Raw genomic sequence first — 20,464 nt, 5'->3', positions numbered from 1 at the left:
AATGAAATTAATGTTTACAGTTTCATTAGATAAATATGATGTTTTGATACACATATTGCATCTACATAGTTTAGAGACTTAGAACGAAAAGTGTTCTTGAAATTTGCAGATTATATAGTTCGTTCAATAGTGTGGTTGTAGAGAACTAAAAAGGTAATAAAAAAATTATTGTGTTGGAAAATAGTAGATACACCATAAGAAAATTTATGCTTTATTACCTGTAGTTATAGGGTTACACTAGTCGATTCTTGTTAATATATGCACCGTGCTATATTAGTTTAATGTGCATAAAATCCCTTAATAGACATGTTTCTTGCGTGCGTAATACTTTGATTAAAAAAGCACTTTAATGAGGTGCTTTCAGATTGTAGACAAACCCTCATTTCGTTTTTGAAATGAGGGTTTGTTGTATGTAACTCCTATTAAAACGTAGTGAAGGTAGGGATTCCCGGGGGAATCTCAAGACCAATTCGCAAGCTTTTTGAGGTTCAGGGCAATGAAAGTAAGCATCGCTTGAAGCGTTGTTTTTTTCAGCCCTCGATAGCGGCTCCAACGCATGCCATGCTTCTCTTTGGTGTCCGCGAAGACACGCTCAATTGTTTCCTGACGCTTTCGATATAGCGCACGATTCACATCTGTATGTCTGAGATGCTCCACTTCATCCATCGCCTCTTGCCAGAGATGGCGATGGATGACTTTTCTGTGGTCGCGACTCTGCGTACACTGTGAGGGAAGAGGACACACACAAAAGGATTCGAGACATACTCACGGTATCAGTCTCGGGTCGTCGTTCGATAACGGATAACTTGATTGTTTTCACATAAATAACAGTCAGAATGTTCGTCATAGTAAAAGTCTTTTGTTTTTAACATTCCTTTCCCCCCCTTGGGCGTGTATAAGGGAAGACGGGTAAAATACCTTGTTTGAGAAGATGATGGGCAATCAGAACAGTTTTATAGGCAGAGTCGGCGACAACTACGAATGGTTGTTCGAAATGTTGCGTGACGGTTTGAAGAAGTGCAGGAAAGACGATACTATCGTGGACATTTCCGGGCATAATCTTCTGAGGACGAAGCCATGCCGATCACAGGAGGTATGGAGCGAATAGGCGAATTGCTTTTCAAGCTCCCCCCTTCACGTAATAGCCAATCTCCGAATCTGTCGTAATTTCCTTCGTCTCGTGTTCTTCAGCTTTCTTCATCTTGGAGGTGAAAGGCTTTTTTCCGTGCAAAATCCGATCCTCGTTGACTTCTTGGTCTAGTTCTTCTTTCTATAAAATTTCTTTATACAAAATATTCTTCACTTACTAATTAATGTTTGTTAATGATTGACAAAAAAACTAATATAAAGAACAATAATATAGAGGGTGAAATTACCTATATAATATACAAGTGAGGTTAAAGCATGGGGTTTAGAACCAGAAAAGTTGAAAATACAAATTTTGATACTCCTCAAGAAATGTATAAGGACAATAAAAAAAAGAAAATAAATGGAACGTTGGACTATCAATCTCAAATGATAGATTTGTATTTGAATGAGGCTTTTAATAAAAGAGATGTAGCTTTGGAACTTCCCACTGGTAGTGGTAAAACTTTGATTGGACTCTTAATCGGAGAATTTAGAAGAAGAAAAAATAAAGAAAAGGTTGTTTATTTGTGTCCTAATAATCAACTTGTTCACCAAGTAGTGGAAAAAGCAAATACAACTTTTGGAATTAAAGTTACTAGCTTTACGGGCAAAATAGTTGATTATTCTGCAGAAGCTAAATCAAATTATCTTACAGCTGAGACGATAGCAGTAACAAATTATAGTAGTCTTTTCAATAATAATTCTTTTTTTTCTGATGCAGATATTATTATTTTTGATGATGCACATAGTTCAGAGAATTACATAGCGAAGAACTGGTCTCTTGAAATTTCTCGTAAAGATGATGAACAATTATATTATTCGCTTATGGAAAATTTAAAAGATGTTTTAGAAGACACGCAATATAACCGCATGATGAATGAAGCACCAATGAGAGAAGATATTGAATGGTTCGATAAACTTCCTAATATAAAATACTCAGAAAAAATAAAAGATTTTTATCCTATAATAGATGAATATGTGACTGATAAAAAATTGAAGTATTCATGGACTAATGTAAAGAATCATCTTATAGCATGTAATATGTTTTTAAGTTGGGGAAGCATTTTAATCAGACCCTATATTGCTCCGACATTAACCCATCCAGCATTTTCAAACGCAAAACAAAGAATTTATATGTCAGCTACTTTGGGAGAAAGCGGGGAGTTAGAACGAATTACTGGTGTAAGTAATATTCATAGACTTCCAATGGTTGCTGATTGGGATAAAAAAAGTATTGGAAGAAGATTTTTTGTTTTTCCTAATGCTTCTTTTAATTCATCACAAAATAATGAAATACTTTTAAGAATTAATACCTTAGTGAAAAGAAGTCTAATATTAGTTCAGGATGACAAAAGTGTTCGAGACTTTACGGAGATCATAAAATCTAACACTCAGTCAGAAGTTTTTCTTAGTGGTGATATAGAGATTAGTAAAGAAAATTTTATAGAATCTGATGATGGAATTGCTATTTTAGCAAACAGATATGATGGAATTGATATGGATGGGGATTCTTGTAATATGTTAATAATCGGAAGTATGCCTAGTGCTACTCATATTCAAGAAAAATTCTTGACCAATAGAATGGCAGCATCAGTTTTATTTAATGAGCGGGTTAAAACTAGAATAGTACAAGCTATTGGAAGATGTACAAGATCAGATGTAGATTATGCAGCAGTCTGCATTTTCGGTAATGATTTAGAGAACGCTTTAATAGCACCGAAAAAAATTACTAATTATCAACCAGAATTGCGGGCTGAATTAGAATTTGGATATGATCAATCTAAAGCACATGAAAATATTGATAGTTTTATTGATTTACTTAGATTATTTTTTGAACAAGGGAAAGATTGGGAAGCTGCAGAAGAAGATATTATAAGTATGAGAGATGAATACGTTACAAGTGAAACAGAAAAAATAGATGACGAAAACTTTAAAAAATTAAGAGAATCAGCTAAGCATGAAGTAAAGTATCAATATGCATTATGGAAAGAAGACTATGAAGAGGCTTTAAAACATATTGACTATATAATTCCTATACTAACTGGTGATTCACTAAAAGGATATAAAGGTTTTTGGAATTATTCAGCAGGATTTGTTGCTTATCAAATCTATTTGTCTGGAAAAGATCAATTCTACGAAGTATCGAAGAACTACTATAGAGAAGCCTCAAAATCTACAAAAACAATTAATTGGTTTAATAAACTTTTAAATCAACGAGAAAAAGAAAGCAGGACTCAAATTGATGAAAGTTTGATTGATATAATTGAGAGAGTAGAAGTTCAAATCGAACAAGATGGTATAAGAAACAATAGAAAATTTGAAGCTAAAGCAAAAGAAGTAGTAGAGTTACTGAAAAGTGATGATGGAAATAAGTTTGAGCAAGGGCATCAACTTTTAGGGACGTTACTAGGATATAGTTCAGAAAATGCCAGAGGAGATGCAGATCCTGATCCGTGGTGGATTATTAATGATAGATTTTGCATAGTCGCAGAAGATAAAATCTATGAATCTGAATCTAAACCTATACCAGTTAAACATGTGAGACAAGCTGCAACTCATGAAAATTGGATTAGAGAAAAAGTTCCTATGTTGAAAAGAGATGCTAAAATTGAAACTATCTTTTTGACTACATCAAATATCATAGAGAAAGAAGCAGCTATACATGCTCAAAATATCTGGTATGTAAATAGAAATGAATTTGTTTCATGGGCGATTAGAGCAATTGAAGTGATTAGAAAAATTAGAAAAACTTTTTCGGGGAAAGGAGACTTAATTTGGAGAGCAGAAGCTTATGAAATGATGGAAGCGGCCCAAACTACTCCAGAAGGTTTAATGAATTTCATTCAAACCTATAAACTATCGGAGTTACAAAAACAATAAAGTAAAAAACAAGGAGAGTTGGACTAAGCCAACTCTTTTTGTTTTTAATAAGGACGAATTGTAATATTAAGTGCAACACCTAACCGAAAACACAAAAAAAACATAACGACCTCGTGTAGAATAAAGCTACCACACCACATTCAACGGAGGATTCGTTATGAGCTATGTTCATCTTACCACATCAGAAAGAGTCAAAATAGAGACGTATCTCGAGTTAGGCTTCTCCATCCGAAAGATTGCTGGACGCCTTGGGCGACAACCTTCTACGGTTTCACGAGAATTGAGACGGAACCTACACTACAGCGCTATCCATGCTGACCAACGTTATGTGGAACGAAAAAAGAAGTGCGGTGCACAGACGAAGTTTACACTAGAAAAAGGAGTCCTCATCCTCGAAAAGTTACGGAAGACGTGGTCCCCCGAACAGATTGCCTAAAGTGCATTCCAGGAAGAAGGACTATCGTTCAAGACAATTTATCGCTGAATCTATATGTGCCCCGTCGAGGCCGACTCTGGACTCCTTCGTCAAAAGGGAAAGCGTCAGAAACCACGTGAGACGCGTGGACGCTTCAACATCGGGCTGTCGATCAAGGAAACGTCCATCCGACGTCAATGGGCGCAAACGTTCGGGCAGGAGCTTGATACATCGTCTCAGGCAGAGGAAAGTCCTATGGCCTGTGTCGTGACGTTTGTCGAGCGGAAAAGTCGTTTCTATCTCGCTGTACCAATGGAAGACCGGTCTGCTGCGTCGATGGAGTCTGCGATTCGAGCATTGCATCTCTATTTTCCACCGGGAACATTCAAGACCGCGACGACAGACCGTGGAAAAGAGTTTAGCTATCATGAACGAATTCGCCTACTTCAATGGCGTACCGCAACAGATTCTTTATGACAACATGAAAACGGCCGTCATCAGTCACAATACAAACGGTATTAAATTCAATCAGAAGTTCGAGGATTTCTTGGCCTATTACGGGATTACGCCGAAGGCATGTAAGCCTAGACGAGCAAAGACGAAAGGGGAAATCGAACGCTCATTTAGCTATATGAAACAGAACTTTTTCAAACGAAGAATCGGAAAGACGTTGGAACAACTGAATCGCGACGTATTGGAGTAGCTACAAAACATCGCCAATAAAAAGATGAACGATACGACGAAAGAATCACCCGAGAAACGTTTCGAAGTTGAGCAAGGTTTCCTAGCACCAGGTCATTTGAAGGCGCATTATCCAGTCCATCGCTGGGAAACGCGTCAAGTAAGCAAAGACTGTTTCGTGTCTTACCAAGGACGACAGTATTCAGTTCCATTCCGGTTCGTCGGACAGCATGTACGGATCAGAATCACCCTTGACCATCATCTCGAGGTCTACGCTGATGGCGAACAAATCGCTGCGGAAGCTGTCACGAAAGGTTACCGGACTTCGTTCATTACCGCAAACGATTTTGTCGAGGAGTGTCAAAAAGAAGAGAAATCTGGCTTTCTGCCCCATATAATCAAAAGGTACTGTCGATTCGAGCTACTCATTCTAGATGAAATCGGGTATTTTTCGCTCGATACCATCAGTGCGAATGCGCTGTTTCAAATCATCTCGAAGAGATATGAAAGAGGCTCGATTATCCTCACCTCAAATAAGTCGTATATTGAATGGGGAAAAATATTTGGCGAAGAGGTTTTGGCAACCGCGATTTTAGATCACCTTTTTCATCATGCGACCACTTTTAACATTCGAGGGGATTCATATCGGATGAGGGAAAAGAAACGGGCCGGCATCCAGCCGACCCGTGTCGATAGTTTTCAAGAGTAATGTGTAAAAAAGGGATTTTTAATCCGTTATTAAGAGGGAATTTAAAACCGCTGTTGACAGACCTATTCACATCAGGTTTATGAAGAAGGATTTGACTATGAAGGTAAATATCCTAATGTGATATTTTTAAATTAAGCAAAATCGGGGTAGTTTTCACCAATTTGTCGAAAGGTTTAGCCAGGATAAAGATAAGCTGTTTCGCTCCTACAAGTAGCTTCAAAATCTAGACTTGCCTATTTTAACTTCATTAATGACTATAAGAAAAATGGTATTAGTAGATAAAGGAGGAGTTTTATCTAGAAGAATGATTCTTATAGGTTACAGAAGAAAAAGTAGATAGTTTAAATTAAGTATAATATCATTTTAAATTAAATATTTAGTAGAGAAGAATACATTAAAGGGATTGGAGTATATATGAATCCAAAAAATTTTATTTTTACAGCAATTAAGGTTTTGGGAAAAGATGGAAAATACAAATATTATCCAAATAAAGAGAAAATTTTGGTGGTATTAAGATCTTCTTATATTAGGTTAGACACAACTAATTCTTTTTATCGTGGATATGATAAACCAAGCGGTATTTGTTATGAGCATATAGAATTACGAGTGCCGATTCATATGATTGATAACGCAAGAGAGATGGAAGAAGATATCGAGGATGTATTGAGATATGTTTATGAAGATTCGGATACTCATACTGACGGAAAGTTTGAGATTCGACCTATGGCAATTGATTTAGAAGACGATTATGCAATTTTACATGATGTTCATTTTGAAGAAATTCGCCAAACTATTATTCAAGCAATTAGAAGTGCAAAATATACAATTTGGGTTGCAGTAGCGTGGTTTACAGATGAAGAAATTTATAAGGAACTGCTGATAAAGAAGGAGATTGGCTTAAATATCAGGATTATTACTTCTAATGAGCCAACTAATAGAACTTTAATTGCGCGATTGGAGAATAATTTTGATTTGAAAAAATATCCTCAAGTCCGTTTCAACAGAATGCACAGTAAATTTTGCGTAATTGACTTAGAATATGTTTTGCATGGCTCATATAATTGGAGTTTCAATGCTACAGGTAATGTTGAAACCTTAGCGACAGCGCTTGACAAGGATTTTGTAAACAAATTCGCTGAGAAATTTATTAAATTATATAGCTCAGTCGAATAGGCATAGTTTGTATTGCAATATTTTAGACATCAAATAGTTCATAGAGACTTCTTCAAAAAAGAAACTGCGATCATTTCTAATGTTGTTTAGTTCATAATTTTAAAAGGGGTTATTATATTAAAAGTTATTGTTTTAGAAGACTTTAATATGCTGGATATAGGAGTTCATCTAGTAACAGAAAGAATATTTGGTCTATATACACATCATGGTATATACATTGGAAATGGAGAAGTGATTCATTTCTCTGGTAGAATTATCGAGACTATATCACTGTTTAAATTTTTAAAGGGCAAACCGTTTGCTACTCGTGACTATAAAGATAAGAAGAATTTGAATCCGCCAAGTAAAATTATAGAAAAAGCTAATAGTGGGTTGAATGAGAAGGGGTATAGTCTTCTTTATAATAACTGTGAGCATTTTGCGGATTGGTGTCGTATAAATGAAATGTTACTTAGCAAATAAATCTATTTACTCAATTTATAGGTATATTCCCATATTCATTTGTTAGCATTGAACATGCAACAGTTGGAGGATTATATCATAGCATGGGAAAAGCAGAGAGATTCTCTAAAATAATATTGAAAACAATGAGTTAAAAAAGAGAAGTAAAAATATTTCAAAACACTGACAATGGTGAAAAAATAAAACCTTATCTACTTTTATAACAACTGTATATAAATCAGCAAAAAATATTTCTTCGGTAGTAAATGATGATATCGAGCAAAACGAATTTAAAATAAATTATTTGAAAAAGGGAAACATTCTTCAGCCTTCTGTTCTTAAAAGTTCAATGGATATAAATAAGAGTAAAAGTGAACGTGAAAATTATTATATTGGTAGTATGGCGAGACATACTTTGATTCAATTGAGTGGATATCTTGGTTTCCTTAATATGCTTTTATCAGAAAATAAGTATCCTTTAATCTCGATATTGGTAATTGATCATATTTCTAAAACGTTTGATCAAAATAACGCAAATGCATTAGGGAATATTATTGGTACAGCATACCATTCGGTAGGAAAAGATAATTTACAAATTTTCATATTTGATGATGAAAAATGTGAGAATTTAAATATTAAACCCAATAAGTTTATAAATCTAGTTACTTCTGAAAAAACTGGTTTTAATCCATTTTATTCAAATGCTCAAAGTTAATACGAATAAATAAGATTAAATTAAAAAGATGTTCGCGAATTATTTTTGAAACGGAGCTGACACTATATGATACGACGCGCCACCTTGATGGACGGAAAGGCCTTATCGGATTTGATGCGACGGATTGATCGGGAAACGAAATATATGTTGTATGAACCGGAAGAACGCAGCATGTCGACGGAACAGGCAGAAGCGTTTATTGAACGATTTGGTCAGGCGGCGAACTCGGATATCTTCGTCGTCGATGTCGATGAACAACTTGTTGGCTATGTGTTAGTCGTCGGTGGTAAACCAAGTCGAATCCGTCACCGGGCGAACCTCGTCATCGGCTTGCTCGATGCCTATACGGGTCAAGGTCTCGGTGCTGGATTACTTGAAGCCGTCGATGTGTTTGCCGTTGAAGCGGGACTCGTCCGGCTCGAACTGACAGTCCGGAAAGATAACCTGCGGGCAATCGAGTTGTATCATAAGTTTGGCTTTAACATCGAAGGAACGCGGATTGCGTCGTTATTTATTGACGGCGAGTACGTCGACGAACTGGCGATGTCGAAAATATTTACAGCAGAAGAAGTCTAAAAAAAGATGCTCGGGTGCCTCCTCTCAGATTGAGACGGGACAGACGAGCATCTTTTTTATTGGGATAATTTTTGTTGTTCGAACTCGACTTCAAGGACATTTTTGGCATAATCCTTACCCCAGTCGTACATCGCATCCAGAATCGGCATCAGGCTGTAGCCATGTGGTGTCAACGAGTATTCGACCTTCGGCGGAACGACCGGATACACTTCCCGGTGAATGATCTGGTGGTCTTCCAGCTCCCGTAACTGATTGACGAGCATCCGTTGCGTAATGCCGGGCATCAGACTTTTCAGCTCTCCGAAGCGTTTGGTGCCTTCTTTACCGAGGTGCCAAAGAATCAGCATCTTCCATTTCCCCCCGATGATCGATAGGGTCAATTCCTTTTCACAGTTAAACTGCCGGTCTTCAAAATGTGGCATCAATCCACCTCCTGTTTTAGTATAGTCTTCTTTTCAGCGACAGTATACTTTTCCGCACTATGTATGAAAAACCACACTATGTAAATTAAAAGTGCGTACTTCCCAAGTTCGTCTATGAGGATTATATTTAGTCTTGTTCCTTCACGAACGTCAGAAGGAAGTGCCAGGATCCATAAATAGAGAGAAGAATGGGAGAGATCAATCATGAAATTACAATTAGCAATCGATTTAGTAGATACAGCAGGTGCCATCGCTTTAGTCAAAGAAATTGGTGAAGAAAACTTAGATATCGTTGAGATCGGGACACCGGTCGTCATCAACGAAGGGCTTCGCGCCGTTAAAGAAATGAAAGCGGCATTCCCGAACTTAACGGTTCTCGCCGACTTAAAAATCATGGATGCTGCCGGTTATGAAGTCAGCCAAGCTGTCGCACACGGTGCCGACATCGTGACGATTCTTGGAGCTGCCGAAGATATGTCGATCCAAGGTGCCGTGGAAGAAGCGAAAAAATCAGGCAAGAAAATTTTGGTTGATATGATTGCTGTCAAAGATATCGCGACACGTGCAAAAGAACTTGATGAACTCGGTGTTGACTACATCTGTGTCCATACAGGTTACGATCTTCAAGCCGTCGGCCAAAACTCGTTCGAGGATCTCGCAACAATCAAATCCGTTGTCAAAAACGCAAAAACAGCCGTTGCGGGCGGCATCAAGATGGAGACATTACCGGAAGTCATCGCAGCACGCCCAGACCTCATCATCGTCGGTGGCGGGATTACCGGACAAGACGACAAACAAGGAACAGCGTCAACGATGCGTCGGATGCTGCAAGAGGCGTAAATGACACATATTCAAACGATTTTACAAGAGCTGACGTCGACGGTCGAAGCGATTGATGAAGCCGAGACGATGCAACTCGCCGAAGCCGTTCTAAAGGCAGACCGGATCTTTCTCGCTGGAGCCGGTCGCTCCGGCTTGATGGGAAAAGCGTTTGTCATGCGTCTGATGCATATGGGACTTGATGCGTACGTCGTCGGTGAGACAGTCACCGCGAACTTGCGTGAAGGAGACTTGTTGATCGTCGGATCAGGATCCGGTGAGACGAAAACACTTGTCCCGATCGTCGAGAAAGCGAAACAGATCGGTGGAACCGTCGCGGTCGTCACGATTGAGCCGACGTCGACACTAGCGAAGTTAGCGGACTTAACCGTGAAGCTGCCGGGAGTGCCGAAAGAGCGTACAGCTACTGCGGATGAAACGGTTCAGCCGATGGGATCATTGTTTGAACAAACGATGTTGCTGTTTTACGATGCGTTGATTCTCCACATCATGGCGGCGAAACAACTTGATTCAAAAACGATGTACGGCAAACATGCTAACCTAGAGTAAAATATAAGTGGCTTGGATATAGACGAAAAAGATGAGTTCTCTTCTTTATAGAAAGAGAGCTCATCTTTTTTTGTTATAAATAAACAATTAATTACATAAAAGTAAGTTAAATTATTATACATGGTATAATTAGGTTTCGAATTATTTCTGTAAAGAGGTGGTAAAAGTGCAAGATCAAATTAACGTGAAATTTATTGAAAACAGTAATCCGAGAGAACCTGAAACTGAAGGTGAAAGATACCTGAAACATAAAATTTTAAATGCTGCTATTTTTAATGGATGGACATTATACGAACAGCCCATCATAAATTCCATGCATCCAGACTTTATTTTGCTTCATCCCAATAAAGGAATAATCATTATAGAAGTTAAGGATTGGCATTTGAATCCGCCACAATATAAAGAAAATGGTCAGGTGTTGGACAATAATAAAAATTATATAAATAGGAATCCGATTGACCAAGTCGCTTCATACAAAGAGTTGATACTAAAATATGAGTTAAACTTTTATGTTGATGCTGATGAGAAGCTTAAGAAGCTTAATGGTAATGCGTTCTCTTTGATTAATTCAGTAGTTTATTTTCATGAAGCAGACAGAGAGAAGGCATTAAAATTTTGTGGGAAATCAAATTTAAAAAGAGCACTTGTTTGGAGTCGAGATGATTTAGATTATCTTTGTTCTCAAGTAATATCGAGAGATACAAGGTTTCCAACATGTTTATTTTACGAGCGTTCAAAATATGCAAAATATCCTGATGATACCATGCAAAAGTTAGTCGAGAATTTAGAGAGAGTTTTAAGACCCAGTGACTATGCTAGAGAGCGAAAAAATCCATTGATTCTTACGAGAGAACAGAAAGAATTAGTAGCGTTAAAGTCAGGAAGTATACGAAGATGGGGAGGCGTAGCAGGATCTGGAAAGACAGTGATTATCGCTTCGAAAGCTGTTGAAGCTCTCAAACAAAATAAACGGGTACTAATTTTAACGTTTAATATTACTTTGAGACACTATATAAGAGATTTAAGCAGTCAACAGTTTGGTGATGGGGACAGGACATTATTGAAAAGTCATTTAACAATTACTCATTTCCATGGATTTTTAAAAATACTTAAAGCAGAACTTAATATAAGTGTAAAATCCAATATGGAATCATCTGTTGAAGAATACACACGTAAACAGATGAATGAAATATTAGAGCGGATCAATTCTTCTCATCCAAACGATTTAAAGTACGACTATATATTGATTGATGAAGGTCAGGACTTTAATGGGCATTGGATTAGATTTTTGAAGCGATTTTTTACTTACGACGGTGAACTCTTAGTAATGTATGATCGAGCACAAAACATTTATGAAACTCAAGGCGAATGGATTATAACACCCTCTGAAATTCAAGGAATAGGTTTTAGAGGACAAGTCGGGCATCTTTCAGTAACTCACCGATTGCCGGAAAGTATCGTTTATCAAGTACAACGCTTAAATCCTTTTTTTGAGAATGAGAACGAGCTAACTGTTGCAAATACGCAAGGAGATTTGTTCACTAAAATAGAGTGGAAAAATATCAGCAATCCTGATCACCAAATCGATTCTATAGAAAGAAAAATAAACGATATCATTAACGAAGGTATTAGTACAATTGAAGACATTGTGATCATTACTATGCAAGAAACAACAGGAATCAATGTAGTTAACAGATTTGAAGGAAATAGTTATAAGGTGTCACATGTCTACGATTTAAATGGTAATGGCGACATTGAGGAACGAAGAAATGAGAAATGGAAATTTCAACCGGGAACTGGCCGATTAAAAGTATGCAGCTATCACAGCTACAAAGGCTGGGAAAGTTCGCATGTAATCTTACTTTTAGAAAAGATAAACGGTAATTCCGATCATCTGTCTGACGTCAAGAAAGCACTATTTATTGCTTTGACAAGAGTAAGCGCTTTTTCTGATTCAAGAAGTTTTACATGCATTAACAAAGAGCCGGAATATAATTCGATTGGTAATTTTTTCTGATCTGATGCAAATAACGAGGAACAAAAAAAATAATGAAAGAAATGCCGGCGTTCTCAAAAGACGCCGGCATTTTTTGATTCATTACCACTTCATATCAAAATCAGCCCCGACATCTTTCGCGAGGTGGGCATCCGATCCATAAACGAGCGGAATCGATAAAGACTGCGTGACTTGCAGGAGTTCCGGGTAAGGATAGGAAAGACCACATAACGGCTTACGAAGTCCTGCCGTGTTGACGTCGAGCGTGAAGTCCGCCTGACGGATTTTCCGTAACGTATCGTCAAGGTTCACCGGGTTTGACTCGAGCGGATAGGCTTGGATGAACTTCGTCGGCAACGTCAAGTGACCGAGGCGCTTCGGTTGGTGTTTCCCTAAGTCCGTCATGACGAGTGCCTGGATGCCTTCGTAGTAGCGCTCGTGGGCGGCTGTGACGCTGCCGAGTGTCGTGACGATTTCACCAAAACTCTCTTTACTGAAGTCGACTCCGTAATAACGGTCCTCGATCCAGAGGTAATGCAGCGACAGGATGCCGTCCGTCAGCTCAGGACCGTAGCGGGCGATGATGTCACGTGTCCCATCGACGTCGTTCTCCCAGTAATCAAACTCCATCCCGATCCGGATCTCGATATCGTTTTTATAATTCTCGCGTAACGTCTTCAGTTCCTCGATGTAGCGTTCTGCCGTCGCAAACGACATCCCGGAGTCGTTATCGGGTGCCGGGTCGGTGAGTCCTTCCGGCAACGGGGCGTGCTCGGTGAAGCTGATTCGTTCGAGACCTTGTAACAGGGCGCGTTCGATATACGCTTCGAGCGGATCCTTCGTTCCGTGCGGACAATACGGGCTGTGGACGTGACCGTCCCATTTCATTAAGTGCATGACAAAACCTCCGATATGTTTTTTTAAGTAGTAAAACAGGCAAAAGGATTGACAATCGGACCACAAAAAAGGTATCTTATCGTTAAATAATTTAGCGTGGTACAGTGATAATAAGATAAAGGAGTGGCGACATGCAATCATTTTCTACGATTCGACTCAAGGACGGGGCGACAGACTATGTCGGACCGTCAGCAGAACGTCTGCAACGGGTCATCCGTCAGCTTGAGGATGGACTCGAACAATCTAACTATACCCGATTAATCACACCTTTAATTGAAGAAATTGGTGGACGGGAACAAATTCGGATGGACTTTACGACAAGTGTCGCCCGCGCCCTCAGTGAGCGTGGCCGTGAACAATATAAGCGTGTCTTTTATAGCGGTTCGGTCTTTCAGCCGGAAGAGAAGTTCCAAGTCGGGTTTGAGGAACGGGGCGAGATTGCAGCGATTGAAGCAATTCAACTGGCCGTCCGCCTGATTGAAGAGTTGACAGGCAAAGCAGTCACGTTATCGATCGGCGACGCCGGACTGATTGAACATTTGATTGAGACACGGGTCGGTGATCACCACTTGCGCGACCAGGTGACGCAAATGCTACGCTTGCGGAACGTGATTGAACTGAAACAAATCGCCCGGGAACTCGATGATGAATTGCTGGCAAAACTCCCGCTGTTATTCGGACGTGAAGGCGCAGAAAAAATCTTACCGTTCGTCGATGAAACACGGTTGAACGCCGTCCTTGAGTTAGCGGATGCCGTCAATGCCGATCTCGACTTCGGACAGATGGGCTTACAGACCTATTATGACGGCGTGACGATTCACGGCTTCATCGATGGTGTGACAGAGCCGGTCTTAGTCGGCGGTCGTTACGACCGGTTATATGAACAGTTTGGTCAACAACAACAGGCGTTCGGCATCGGATTTTCGGTCGAACGGCTTGCGGAGGTGCTGTAAATGCGAATCGGAATCACGAAGGGACGCCTGTCGAAAGCGACCGAGCGTTACTTAAAAGAAGCGGGCGTCGAGACATGGGGCGCGATTGAACGTGAATTGATCGTCAAACGGGGCGAGCATGAATTCGTCTTCATGAAAGGATCGGACTTAATCCCGTACGTTGCCCAGGGCGTCCTTGACGTCGCGATTACGGGCAGTGACATCTTACTTGAGTCGGATCAGGAGTTATCGGAACTGACGGAGTTACCATTCGGCGTCTGCCGGATGTCGGTCTGTGCGAAAGAGCCGCTCCAGTTCGAAGGCGGACGCCGGGTCCGGATTGCAACGAAGTATCCGGTCATCGCAAAACGCTACTTCAGTGAACTCGGCGTCGACGTCGATATCGTCCCGCTGAACGGCTCGGTCGAACTGGCACCGCTCCTCGGACTCGCCGATGCAATCGTCGATATCGTCGAGACGGGCGAGACGCTACGGGCGAACGGACTGAACGAATATGAAAAAATCATCGACATCAGTGCCCGGTTCTTTACGAGTGAATGGACACTGAAACGCAAGCGGGTCGAAGTGATTCAATTACTGGAACAGCTGACAGAAGGAGTGACACGGTAATGGCAACGACAAAAAACTTCAGCGTCGACCGTGAGACGGAACAAGCCGTCCGGGCGATCCTTGAAGCCGTCGCAAACGATGGCGACGCAGCAGTCCGTCGTTATACGGCACAGTTCGACAACATCGAGCTGACGGATTTGCGATTAGACGAAGCACGGATTCAACAAGCATTCGAGCAAGCGGACACGAATTTAATCGACTCGCTCAAATTGATGGCGACACGCCTCGTCGAGTGGCACGAACAAGAGTTACCGTCCGACATCGAACTCGTCGAAGCAGACATCACACGGCGCCAACGGTTTCTTCCCGTCGATTCGGTCGGGATTTACGTCCCGGGTGGTGCGGCAAGTTATCCGTCGACCGTCCTGATGAACGCGATTCCGGCAAAAGTTGCCGGTGTCGAACGGATCGTCATGGTGACACCCGTGACAGGACTGACGGATGAAGTCTTAGTCGCGGCTCAAATCGCCGGTGTGACGGAAATCTATACGATCGGTGGCGCGCAAGCCGTCGCCGCATTGACGTTCGGTACGGAAACGATTGGTGCCGTCGACTTGATCGTCGGGCCGGGGAACCGGTTTGTCGCCGAAGCAAAACGCCAAGTCTACGGGATCGTCGGGATTGATTCCGTTGCCGGACCGTCGGAAGTTGTCGTCATCGCGGATGAGACGGCGCACCCGGACCGGATTGCCGCTGATTTACTCGCCCAGGCGGAACACGACCGGGACGCGGTCGCGATCGCCTTCGTCCCGACGGAAGCGATGAAAGCAGACGTTGATGCCAACATCGAAACACGCCTGCAGCAACTGCCGCGTCAGGAGATTGCACGCCGGGCGATGGAAAACGGCGGAGTCTTCGTCGCCTCGCTCGAGCAAGCGATCGAGGAAGCGAACCGCCTAGCAGCAGAACACTTGGAACTCGCCGTCGCCAATCCGCAGGACGTCGTCAAATCGATTCGTCATGCCGGGATGATTTTCCTCGGTCACGAAACGCCGGAGACGCTCGGTGATTACGTCGCCGGAACGAACCACGTCTTACCGACGTCAGGGACGGCACGCTTCGCGTCCGGCTTATCTGCCCGGACCTTCCTGCGTCACCAGACGATGCTCGAAGCGACACGAGAAGGTGTCCAGCGTCTTGCCAATGCCGCGAAGACCGTTGCCCGGGTCGAAGGACTCGAAGCACACGCACAAGCGATAGAAGTGAGGGAAAACTGATGCGACTCCACCAAAATGAACGCTTTACTGCCCATAGTACGATTGGAATCGAGACGATTAAACAACTCGTCGAGACGTTTCCGTTAAACGAATATCCGGTCGAAATCATCGACCAAGTCAAAACGTCTTACAGCACCTATGCCGGTGTCCGCCCGACACAACTCGTGGCCGGGAATGGCTCCGATGAACTGATCGGTTACCTTTGTGCCCGCTACGCTGGTCCAGAGTCACCGGTCATCGCCTCGCAACCGGACTTCGTCATGTATCAGTTTTATGCCGACCGGGCACGGGCCGACTTCAGTAAAGTCCCGCTCCTCGACGGGATGGCACTCGACGTCGACGGCTTGATTGCGGCACCGGGGAATATCATCTTCATCAGTCACCCGCACAATCCGTCGGGGATCTTACGAAAAGAAGCCGACGTGCGCCGGTTACTCGACAGCGGCAAATACGTTGTCATCGATGAAGCGTATATCGACTTCGCCCTCGAGCAGTCGATGGTCGGCTTACTCGAGAAGTATCCGAACGCCATCATCCTCCGGACCTTATCAAAAGCGTTCGGACTTGCGTCCCTGCGCCTTGGCTTCCTGATCGCCAGTGAAGCGATCGTTGCGGAAGTCGAACAAATCAAGTCGCCGTACAATGTATCCGGCCTTTCGGCAGCGGTCGGAATCGCCATCATGGCCGAACCGGAGCTTGATCTTGTCTTAGCGGAAACGTATGCGAGCCGGGACACGATTGCCCGTCTCGTCGAGCCGCTCGGAACAACCTATCCGAGTGCCGCGAATTTCGTTTATGTCGAATATGATGAAGCGGAACGTTTTACCGAACGGTGCGCTAAAGCCGGACTTCGGATCCGTCTGTTTGACGGAGCGTTCCGGATCAGTTGTGGTTCGGTTGAAGCAATGAACGTACTAGAAAGATGTGTAGAGGAGGAAATGCAATGCGTCGTGGGACAAGCGAACGAGTAAGTTCAGAATCAGAAATCAAGGTCGCGGTCGACCTCGCGGGAGGCCCGGTCGAAATCAAAACTGGGGTCGGCTTCTTTGATCACATGTTGACGTTATTCGCTTTTCAAGCGCGGATTGGACTCGTCATCGAAGCGAAGGGCGATCTTTGGATCGATGCCCACCATACGGTCGAAGATACAGCGATCGTCCTCGGGGCTGCCTTGACGGAAGCACTCGGCGACAAGGCCGGGATTGAACGCTACGGCGAATCGCGTGTACCGATGGATGAGACACTCGCGTCCGTCGTCCTCGACTTCAGTGGACGTCCCTATACGGTCTTCCGCGCTGAATTCAAAAATCCGAAGCTCGGTGATTTCGACACGGAGCTCGCGGAAGAGTTTTTCCAAGGCTTGTCGCGGAGCGCGCGGATGACGATTCATGCCGAGGTCCTCTACGGCTCGAACACGCACCACATGATTGAAGGCTTGTTCAAAGCACTCGGACGGGCAGTTCGCCAAGCGATCGCCGTGACGAGTGAAGGCGTGCCCTCGACGAAAGGACTGATTGATCAATGATCGCAATCGTAGATTATGGCGTCGGGAATATCGCGAACATCGAACGGGCATTAAAAGAACTCGGGGAAGCGGTCATCGTCACGAGTGACATCGAACTGCTCGGACAGGCAGAAGCACTCGTCCTGCCCGGCGTCGGTGCCTATGCCCCGGCGATGGCCCGGTTAAAAGAGACCGGCTTGATTGACTTCTTACAGGACCAAGCGACGAAAAAACCGTTCCTCGGGATTTGTCTCGGGATGCAGTTATTGTTTGAATCGAGTGACGAAAACGGTCGGACGCAGGGTCTGGGCATTTTACCGGGAACGATCGAGAAGTTACCGGAAACGGTCCGCTTACCCCATATGGGCTGGCACGAACTGACGAATCACGGCGAAGCTGTCTATTTCGTCCACTCGTACGGTGCCGTCTGCGAACCGGACTGGATCATCGATTCCGTCGAATACGGTCGACTCGTCCCGGCAATCGTCCAAAAGGACTTAGTGACGGGGATGCAATTCCACCCGGAGAAGAGTGGCGAAGTCGGACTGAAATTACTTAAAGAATGGAGAGAGACGACATGCAACTCTACCCAGCAATCGATTTAATGAGCGGACAAGCCGTCCGCCTCAAGCAAGGTGATTTTCAACAACAAACTTTTTTCGGGGATGCGCTGACCATCGCAAAACGGTTTAAGGACGACGGTGCGACAGCAATTCACCTGATTGACTTAGATGGCGCGAAAGCGGGCGAACCGTTGCACTTGAGCCTGATCGCCGATATCAAAAAAGAGACAGGACTGTTCGTTGAAGCAGGCGGCGGCGTCCGCAACATCGAGACGGTCGAAGCCTACGTCGGTGCCGGGATTGACCGAATCTTGATCGGGACGGTCGCCCTCGAGGACGAAGCGTTGCTCGAACAGATGATTGAGAAAGCCGGCGACAAATTAGCGGTTGCCCTGGATGCGAAAAACGGTATCGTCCAGACACGCGGCTGGCTCGAAGCAAGTGATTGGACGCTCGAACGGGCGATCGAATACTTGATTCAAAAAGGTATCAAGACGTTTTTATATACCGACATCTCGCGCGACGGGATGATGCAGGGACCGGACGTCGACGGACTCGACCGCTTGAAACGGGACGGCGTTGAACTGATTGCTTCCGGTGGCGTGACGACGGTCGAAGATGTCGCCCGCTTAAAAGAAATCGGGATGGACGGTGCCGTCATCGGCCGTGCCTTACTCGACGGGTCACTCTCGTTGAAAGAGGTGCTGACCGTATGTTGATGAAACGGATCATTCCCTGCCTCGACGTCAAGGAAGGCCGTGTCGTCAAAGGCGTCAAGTTCCAAAACTTACGTGACCTCGGTGATCCCGTCGCCGTCGCGAAGTACTACTATGAACAAGGGGCGGACGAACTCGTCCTGCTTGATATCTCGGCGACACAAGAAGGACGGGAGACGATGCTCGATATCGTCGAGCGGGTCGCTGAAGTCATCTACATGCCGTTTACGGTCGGCGGCGGGATCAAGACGCTTGAGGACGCGAAACGCCTGATCCGCGCCGGTGCCGATAAAGTCTCTCTCAATTCGTCCGCTCTGCAGAATCCGCAACTTGTCCATGACGTCAGTCAGTTGTTTGGTGTCCAAGCGACGGTCGTTGCGATCGACGCCAAACGGACGGGCGACTCGTGGGGGGTCTTCTCACACGGCGGGACACAAGCTGTCGGTCGGGACGTCATCGAGTGGGCGCAGGAAGTCGTTGCGCTCGGCGCCGGTGAGTTACTCGTCACGTCGATGGACGCGGACGGGACGAAGGACGGCTATGACCTGGAACTGATTCAACGGTTACGCGACGTCGTCAACGTGCCGATTATTGCGTCCGGCGGTGTCGGGACACTTGAACATTTAGCCGAGGGTCTCGAAGCAGGTGCCGACGCTGCACTTGCCGCTTCGATTTTCCACGAAGCGACGTATTCGATGCCGGAGACGAAGGATTACTTGAAGGCGAGAGGAGTCGACGTCCGATGATCGAACTGAATTTTTCAAAAGGACTCGTTGCGGCGGTGATTTTAGACGAAACAACGAACGATGTCCTGATGGTCGGGTTCATGGATCAGGCCGCTTACGACAAAACGCTTGCGACCGGACTCGTCACGTTTTTCTCGCGGACGAAAAACCGGCTCTGGACGAAGGGGGAGACGAGCGGACATACGCTTGAGCTCCGTCGCATGTGGATTGATTGTGACCAGGACAGTCTGTTGATCACGGTCAAAGCGAATGGTCCGACGTGCCACACCGGCAACCGGACATGTTTCTATACAGAAGTGGAGGTGCCCCATGCTACATGAATTAGAGCAGACAGTAAAAGAAAAAATCGCAGCGAATGAGGACTCTTCGTACACGAACTATCTCGTCCAGTCTGGACGCGAGAAAATCGCGAAGAAGTTCGGGGAAGAAGCATTCGAGGTCGTCCTCGCAGGCGACGACACACTCGCGGAAGAAACGGCAGACCTGTTGTACCATTTGACGGTCTTGCTTGCTGACCGCGGTGTCTCGTATAAAGAAGTCGAAGCGGTGCTGAATGAACGACACGGTACGAAATCGACGTTCAAAGATCGTCCCGATATCGAACGGTGGTAAATAGAAAATCCACATTCCTTTGCGGGAAGTGGATTTTTTTGATGGAAAATCGGGAATAGGATACAGTGCTCTTGACGTCATCATATTGTCAGAATGTTTTAATAGGCAGTCTTGCTGTTCGG

The 20,464-nt window shown here is 43.9% G+C and carries 24 protein-coding genes and 1 pseudogene; 21 read left to right on the top strand and 4 right to left on the bottom strand.

Annotation, left to right across the window (positions count from 1 at the left end; all coding sequences use genetic code 11):
• Window positions 1-459: 459 nt before the first annotated feature.
• Both A0126_RS19870 and A0126_RS19865 read right to left on the bottom strand, forming a co-directional pair.
• Entirely contained in the window at window positions 460-744 is a 285-nt protein-coding gene (locus A0126_RS19870) for a transposase (protein ID WP_088837731.1), read from the bottom strand.
• Between the two features lie 121 nt (window positions 745-865).
• Window positions 866-1,057, bottom strand: coding sequence for a transposase (locus A0126_RS19865; RefSeq protein ID WP_157898494.1), 192 nt, complete (start codon window positions 1,055-1,057; stop codon window positions 866-868).
• Between the two features lie 347 nt (window positions 1,058-1,404).
• Here A0126_RS19865 and A0126_RS11710 point away from each other — a divergent pair, with 347 nt between their 5' ends.
• The 9 genes from A0126_RS11710 (at window position 1,405) to A0126_RS11675 (ending at window position 8,718) form a co-directional block, all read left to right on the top strand.
• Window positions 1,405-4,008: a DEAD/DEAH box helicase family protein gene (locus tag A0126_RS11710; protein WP_088837730.1), complete on the top strand. Its 2,604-nt coding sequence runs from the start codon at window positions 1,405-1,407 to the stop codon at window positions 4,006-4,008.
• A 157-nt stretch (window positions 4,009-4,165) separates the two neighbouring features.
• Window positions 4,166-4,444, top strand: coding sequence for a helix-turn-helix domain-containing protein (locus A0126_RS19525; RefSeq protein ID WP_239456746.1), 279 nt, complete (start codon window positions 4,166-4,168; stop codon window positions 4,442-4,444).
• A 234-nt stretch (window positions 4,445-4,678) separates the two neighbouring features.
• Complete coding sequence (locus tag A0126_RS19520) at window positions 4,679-4,900, top strand: hypothetical protein (protein ID WP_239456744.1); 222 nt, start codon at window positions 4,679-4,681, stop codon at window positions 4,898-4,900.
• Window positions 4,851-5,126 carry a DDE-type integrase/transposase/recombinase gene (locus tag A0126_RS11700; protein WP_088837729.1) on the top strand — a complete coding sequence of 92 codons (276 nt, stop codon included), beginning with the start codon at window positions 4,851-4,853 and terminating at the stop codon, window positions 5,124-5,126. Before A0126_RS19520 ends, A0126_RS11700 begins: the two co-directional genes overlap by 50 nt.
• Before the next feature lie 24 nt (window positions 5,127-5,150).
• Entirely contained in the window at window positions 5,151-5,813 is a 663-nt protein-coding gene (locus tag A0126_RS11695; RefSeq protein WP_088837728.1) for an ATP-binding protein, read from the top strand.
• A 414-nt stretch (window positions 5,814-6,227) separates the two neighbouring features.
• Window positions 6,228-6,986 carry a phospholipase D-like domain-containing protein gene (locus tag A0126_RS11690; protein ID WP_088837727.1) on the top strand — a complete coding sequence of 253 codons (759 nt, stop codon included), beginning with the start codon at window positions 6,228-6,230 and terminating at the stop codon, window positions 6,984-6,986.
• A 147-nt stretch (window positions 6,987-7,133) separates the two neighbouring features.
• Window positions 7,134-7,448, top strand: coding sequence for a lecithin retinol acyltransferase family protein (locus A0126_RS11685; RefSeq protein ID WP_088837726.1), 315 nt, complete (start codon window positions 7,134-7,136; stop codon window positions 7,446-7,448).
• A gap of 394 nt (window positions 7,449-7,842) precedes the next feature.
• Window positions 7,843-8,142, top strand: a complete 300-nt coding sequence (locus A0126_RS11680) for a hypothetical protein (RefSeq protein ID WP_157898493.1) — start codon at window positions 7,843-7,845, stop codon at window positions 8,140-8,142.
• 66 nt (window positions 8,143-8,208) lie between these two features.
• Window positions 8,209-8,718: a GNAT family N-acetyltransferase gene (locus tag A0126_RS11675; protein WP_088837724.1), complete on the top strand. Its 510-nt coding sequence runs from the start codon at window positions 8,209-8,211 to the stop codon at window positions 8,716-8,718.
• Window positions 8,719-8,774: 56 nt separating this feature from the next.
• Here the strand turns inward: A0126_RS11675 and A0126_RS11670 are convergent, their stop codons facing one another.
• Window positions 8,775-9,140, bottom strand: coding sequence for a winged helix-turn-helix transcriptional regulator (locus A0126_RS11670; RefSeq protein WP_014971144.1), 366 nt, complete (start codon window positions 9,138-9,140; stop codon window positions 8,775-8,777).
• Between the two features lie 204 nt (window positions 9,141-9,344).
• Between A0126_RS11670 and hxlA the strand changes: the two genes are divergently transcribed.
• The 3 genes from hxlA (at window position 9,345) to A0126_RS11655 (ending at window position 12,546) form a co-directional block, all read left to right on the top strand.
• Window positions 9,345-9,980, top strand: coding sequence for a 3-hexulose-6-phosphate synthase (gene hxlA / locus A0126_RS11665; protein WP_026827605.1), 636 nt, complete (start codon window positions 9,345-9,347; stop codon window positions 9,978-9,980).
• A complete protein-coding gene (hxlB, locus tag A0126_RS11660; RefSeq protein WP_088837723.1) occupies window positions 9,981-10,529 on the top strand; it encodes a 6-phospho-3-hexuloisomerase in 549 nt (182 codons plus the stop codon).
• Window positions 10,530-10,695: 166 nt separating this feature from the next.
• Window positions 10,696-12,546 (top strand): nuclease-related domain-containing DEAD/DEAH box helicase, encoded by a 1,851-nt coding sequence (locus A0126_RS11655; RefSeq protein WP_162288272.1) that lies wholly within the window; start codon window positions 10,696-10,698, stop codon window positions 12,544-12,546.
• 81 nt (window positions 12,547-12,627) lie between these two features.
• Here the strand turns inward: A0126_RS11655 and hisJ are convergent, their stop codons facing one another.
• The gene (hisJ, locus tag A0126_RS11650; protein WP_088837721.1) at window positions 12,628-13,422 is read right to left on the bottom strand and encodes a histidinol-phosphatase HisJ; all 795 of its coding nucleotides are present in this window, start codon (window positions 13,420-13,422) and stop codon (window positions 12,628-12,630) included.
• Between the two features lie 131 nt (window positions 13,423-13,553).
• Between hisJ and A0126_RS11645 the strand changes: the two genes are divergently transcribed.
• From A0126_RS11645 to hisIE, 9 genes and pseudogenes are all read left to right on the top strand, one after another.
• The gene (locus A0126_RS11645) at window positions 13,554-14,375 is read left to right on the top strand and encodes an ATP phosphoribosyltransferase regulatory subunit (protein ID WP_088837720.1); all 822 of its coding nucleotides are present in this window, start codon (window positions 13,554-13,556) and stop codon (window positions 14,373-14,375) included.
• Window positions 14,376-14,984, top strand: a complete 609-nt coding sequence (gene hisG, locus A0126_RS11640) for an ATP phosphoribosyltransferase (protein ID WP_029331313.1) — start codon at window positions 14,376-14,378, stop codon at window positions 14,982-14,984. It abuts the gene before it with no gap.
• On the top strand, window positions 14,984-16,201 hold the full coding sequence (hisD, locus tag A0126_RS11635) for a histidinol dehydrogenase (protein WP_088837719.1): 1,218 nt from the start codon (window positions 14,984-14,986) through the stop codon (window positions 16,199-16,201). The genes hisG and hisD overlap by 1 nt, the downstream gene beginning before the upstream one ends.
• A complete protein-coding gene (locus tag A0126_RS11630; RefSeq protein ID WP_088837718.1) occupies window positions 16,201-17,172 on the top strand; it encodes a pyridoxal phosphate-dependent aminotransferase in 972 nt (323 codons plus the stop codon). Before hisD ends, A0126_RS11630 begins: the two co-directional genes overlap by 1 nt.
• Window positions 17,145-17,726: an imidazoleglycerol-phosphate dehydratase HisB gene (gene hisB / locus A0126_RS11625; protein ID WP_088837717.1), complete on the top strand. Its 582-nt coding sequence runs from the start codon at window positions 17,145-17,147 to the stop codon at window positions 17,724-17,726. The genes A0126_RS11630 and hisB overlap by 28 nt, the downstream gene beginning before the upstream one ends.
• Window positions 17,723-18,310, top strand: a complete 588-nt coding sequence (gene hisH / locus A0126_RS11620; RefSeq protein ID WP_088837716.1) for an imidazole glycerol phosphate synthase subunit HisH — start codon at window positions 17,723-17,725, stop codon at window positions 18,308-18,310. The genes hisB and hisH overlap by 4 nt, the downstream gene beginning before the upstream one ends.
• The gene (hisA, locus tag A0126_RS11615; protein WP_088837715.1) at window positions 18,283-18,987 is read left to right on the top strand and encodes a 1-(5-phosphoribosyl)-5-[(5-phosphoribosylamino)methylideneamino]imidazole-4-carboxamide isomerase; all 705 of its coding nucleotides are present in this window, start codon (window positions 18,283-18,285) and stop codon (window positions 18,985-18,987) included. The genes hisH and hisA overlap by 28 nt, the downstream gene beginning before the upstream one ends.
• Complete coding sequence (gene hisF / locus A0126_RS11610; RefSeq protein ID WP_029331307.1) at window positions 18,981-19,730, top strand: imidazole glycerol phosphate synthase subunit HisF; 750 nt, start codon at window positions 18,981-18,983, stop codon at window positions 19,728-19,730. The genes hisA and hisF overlap by 7 nt, the downstream gene beginning before the upstream one ends.
• A pseudogene (hisIE, locus tag A0126_RS19415) lies at window positions 19,727-20,342 on the top strand (bifunctional phosphoribosyl-AMP cyclohydrolase/phosphoribosyl-ATP diphosphatase HisIE). Before hisF ends, hisIE begins: the two are co-directional and overlap by 4 nt.
• Window positions 20,343-20,464: the final 122 nt, after the last annotated feature.

The organism is Exiguobacterium sp. N4-1P, assembly GCF_002214325.1.
This window is presented reverse-complemented; position numbering and strand designations above follow the sequence as displayed.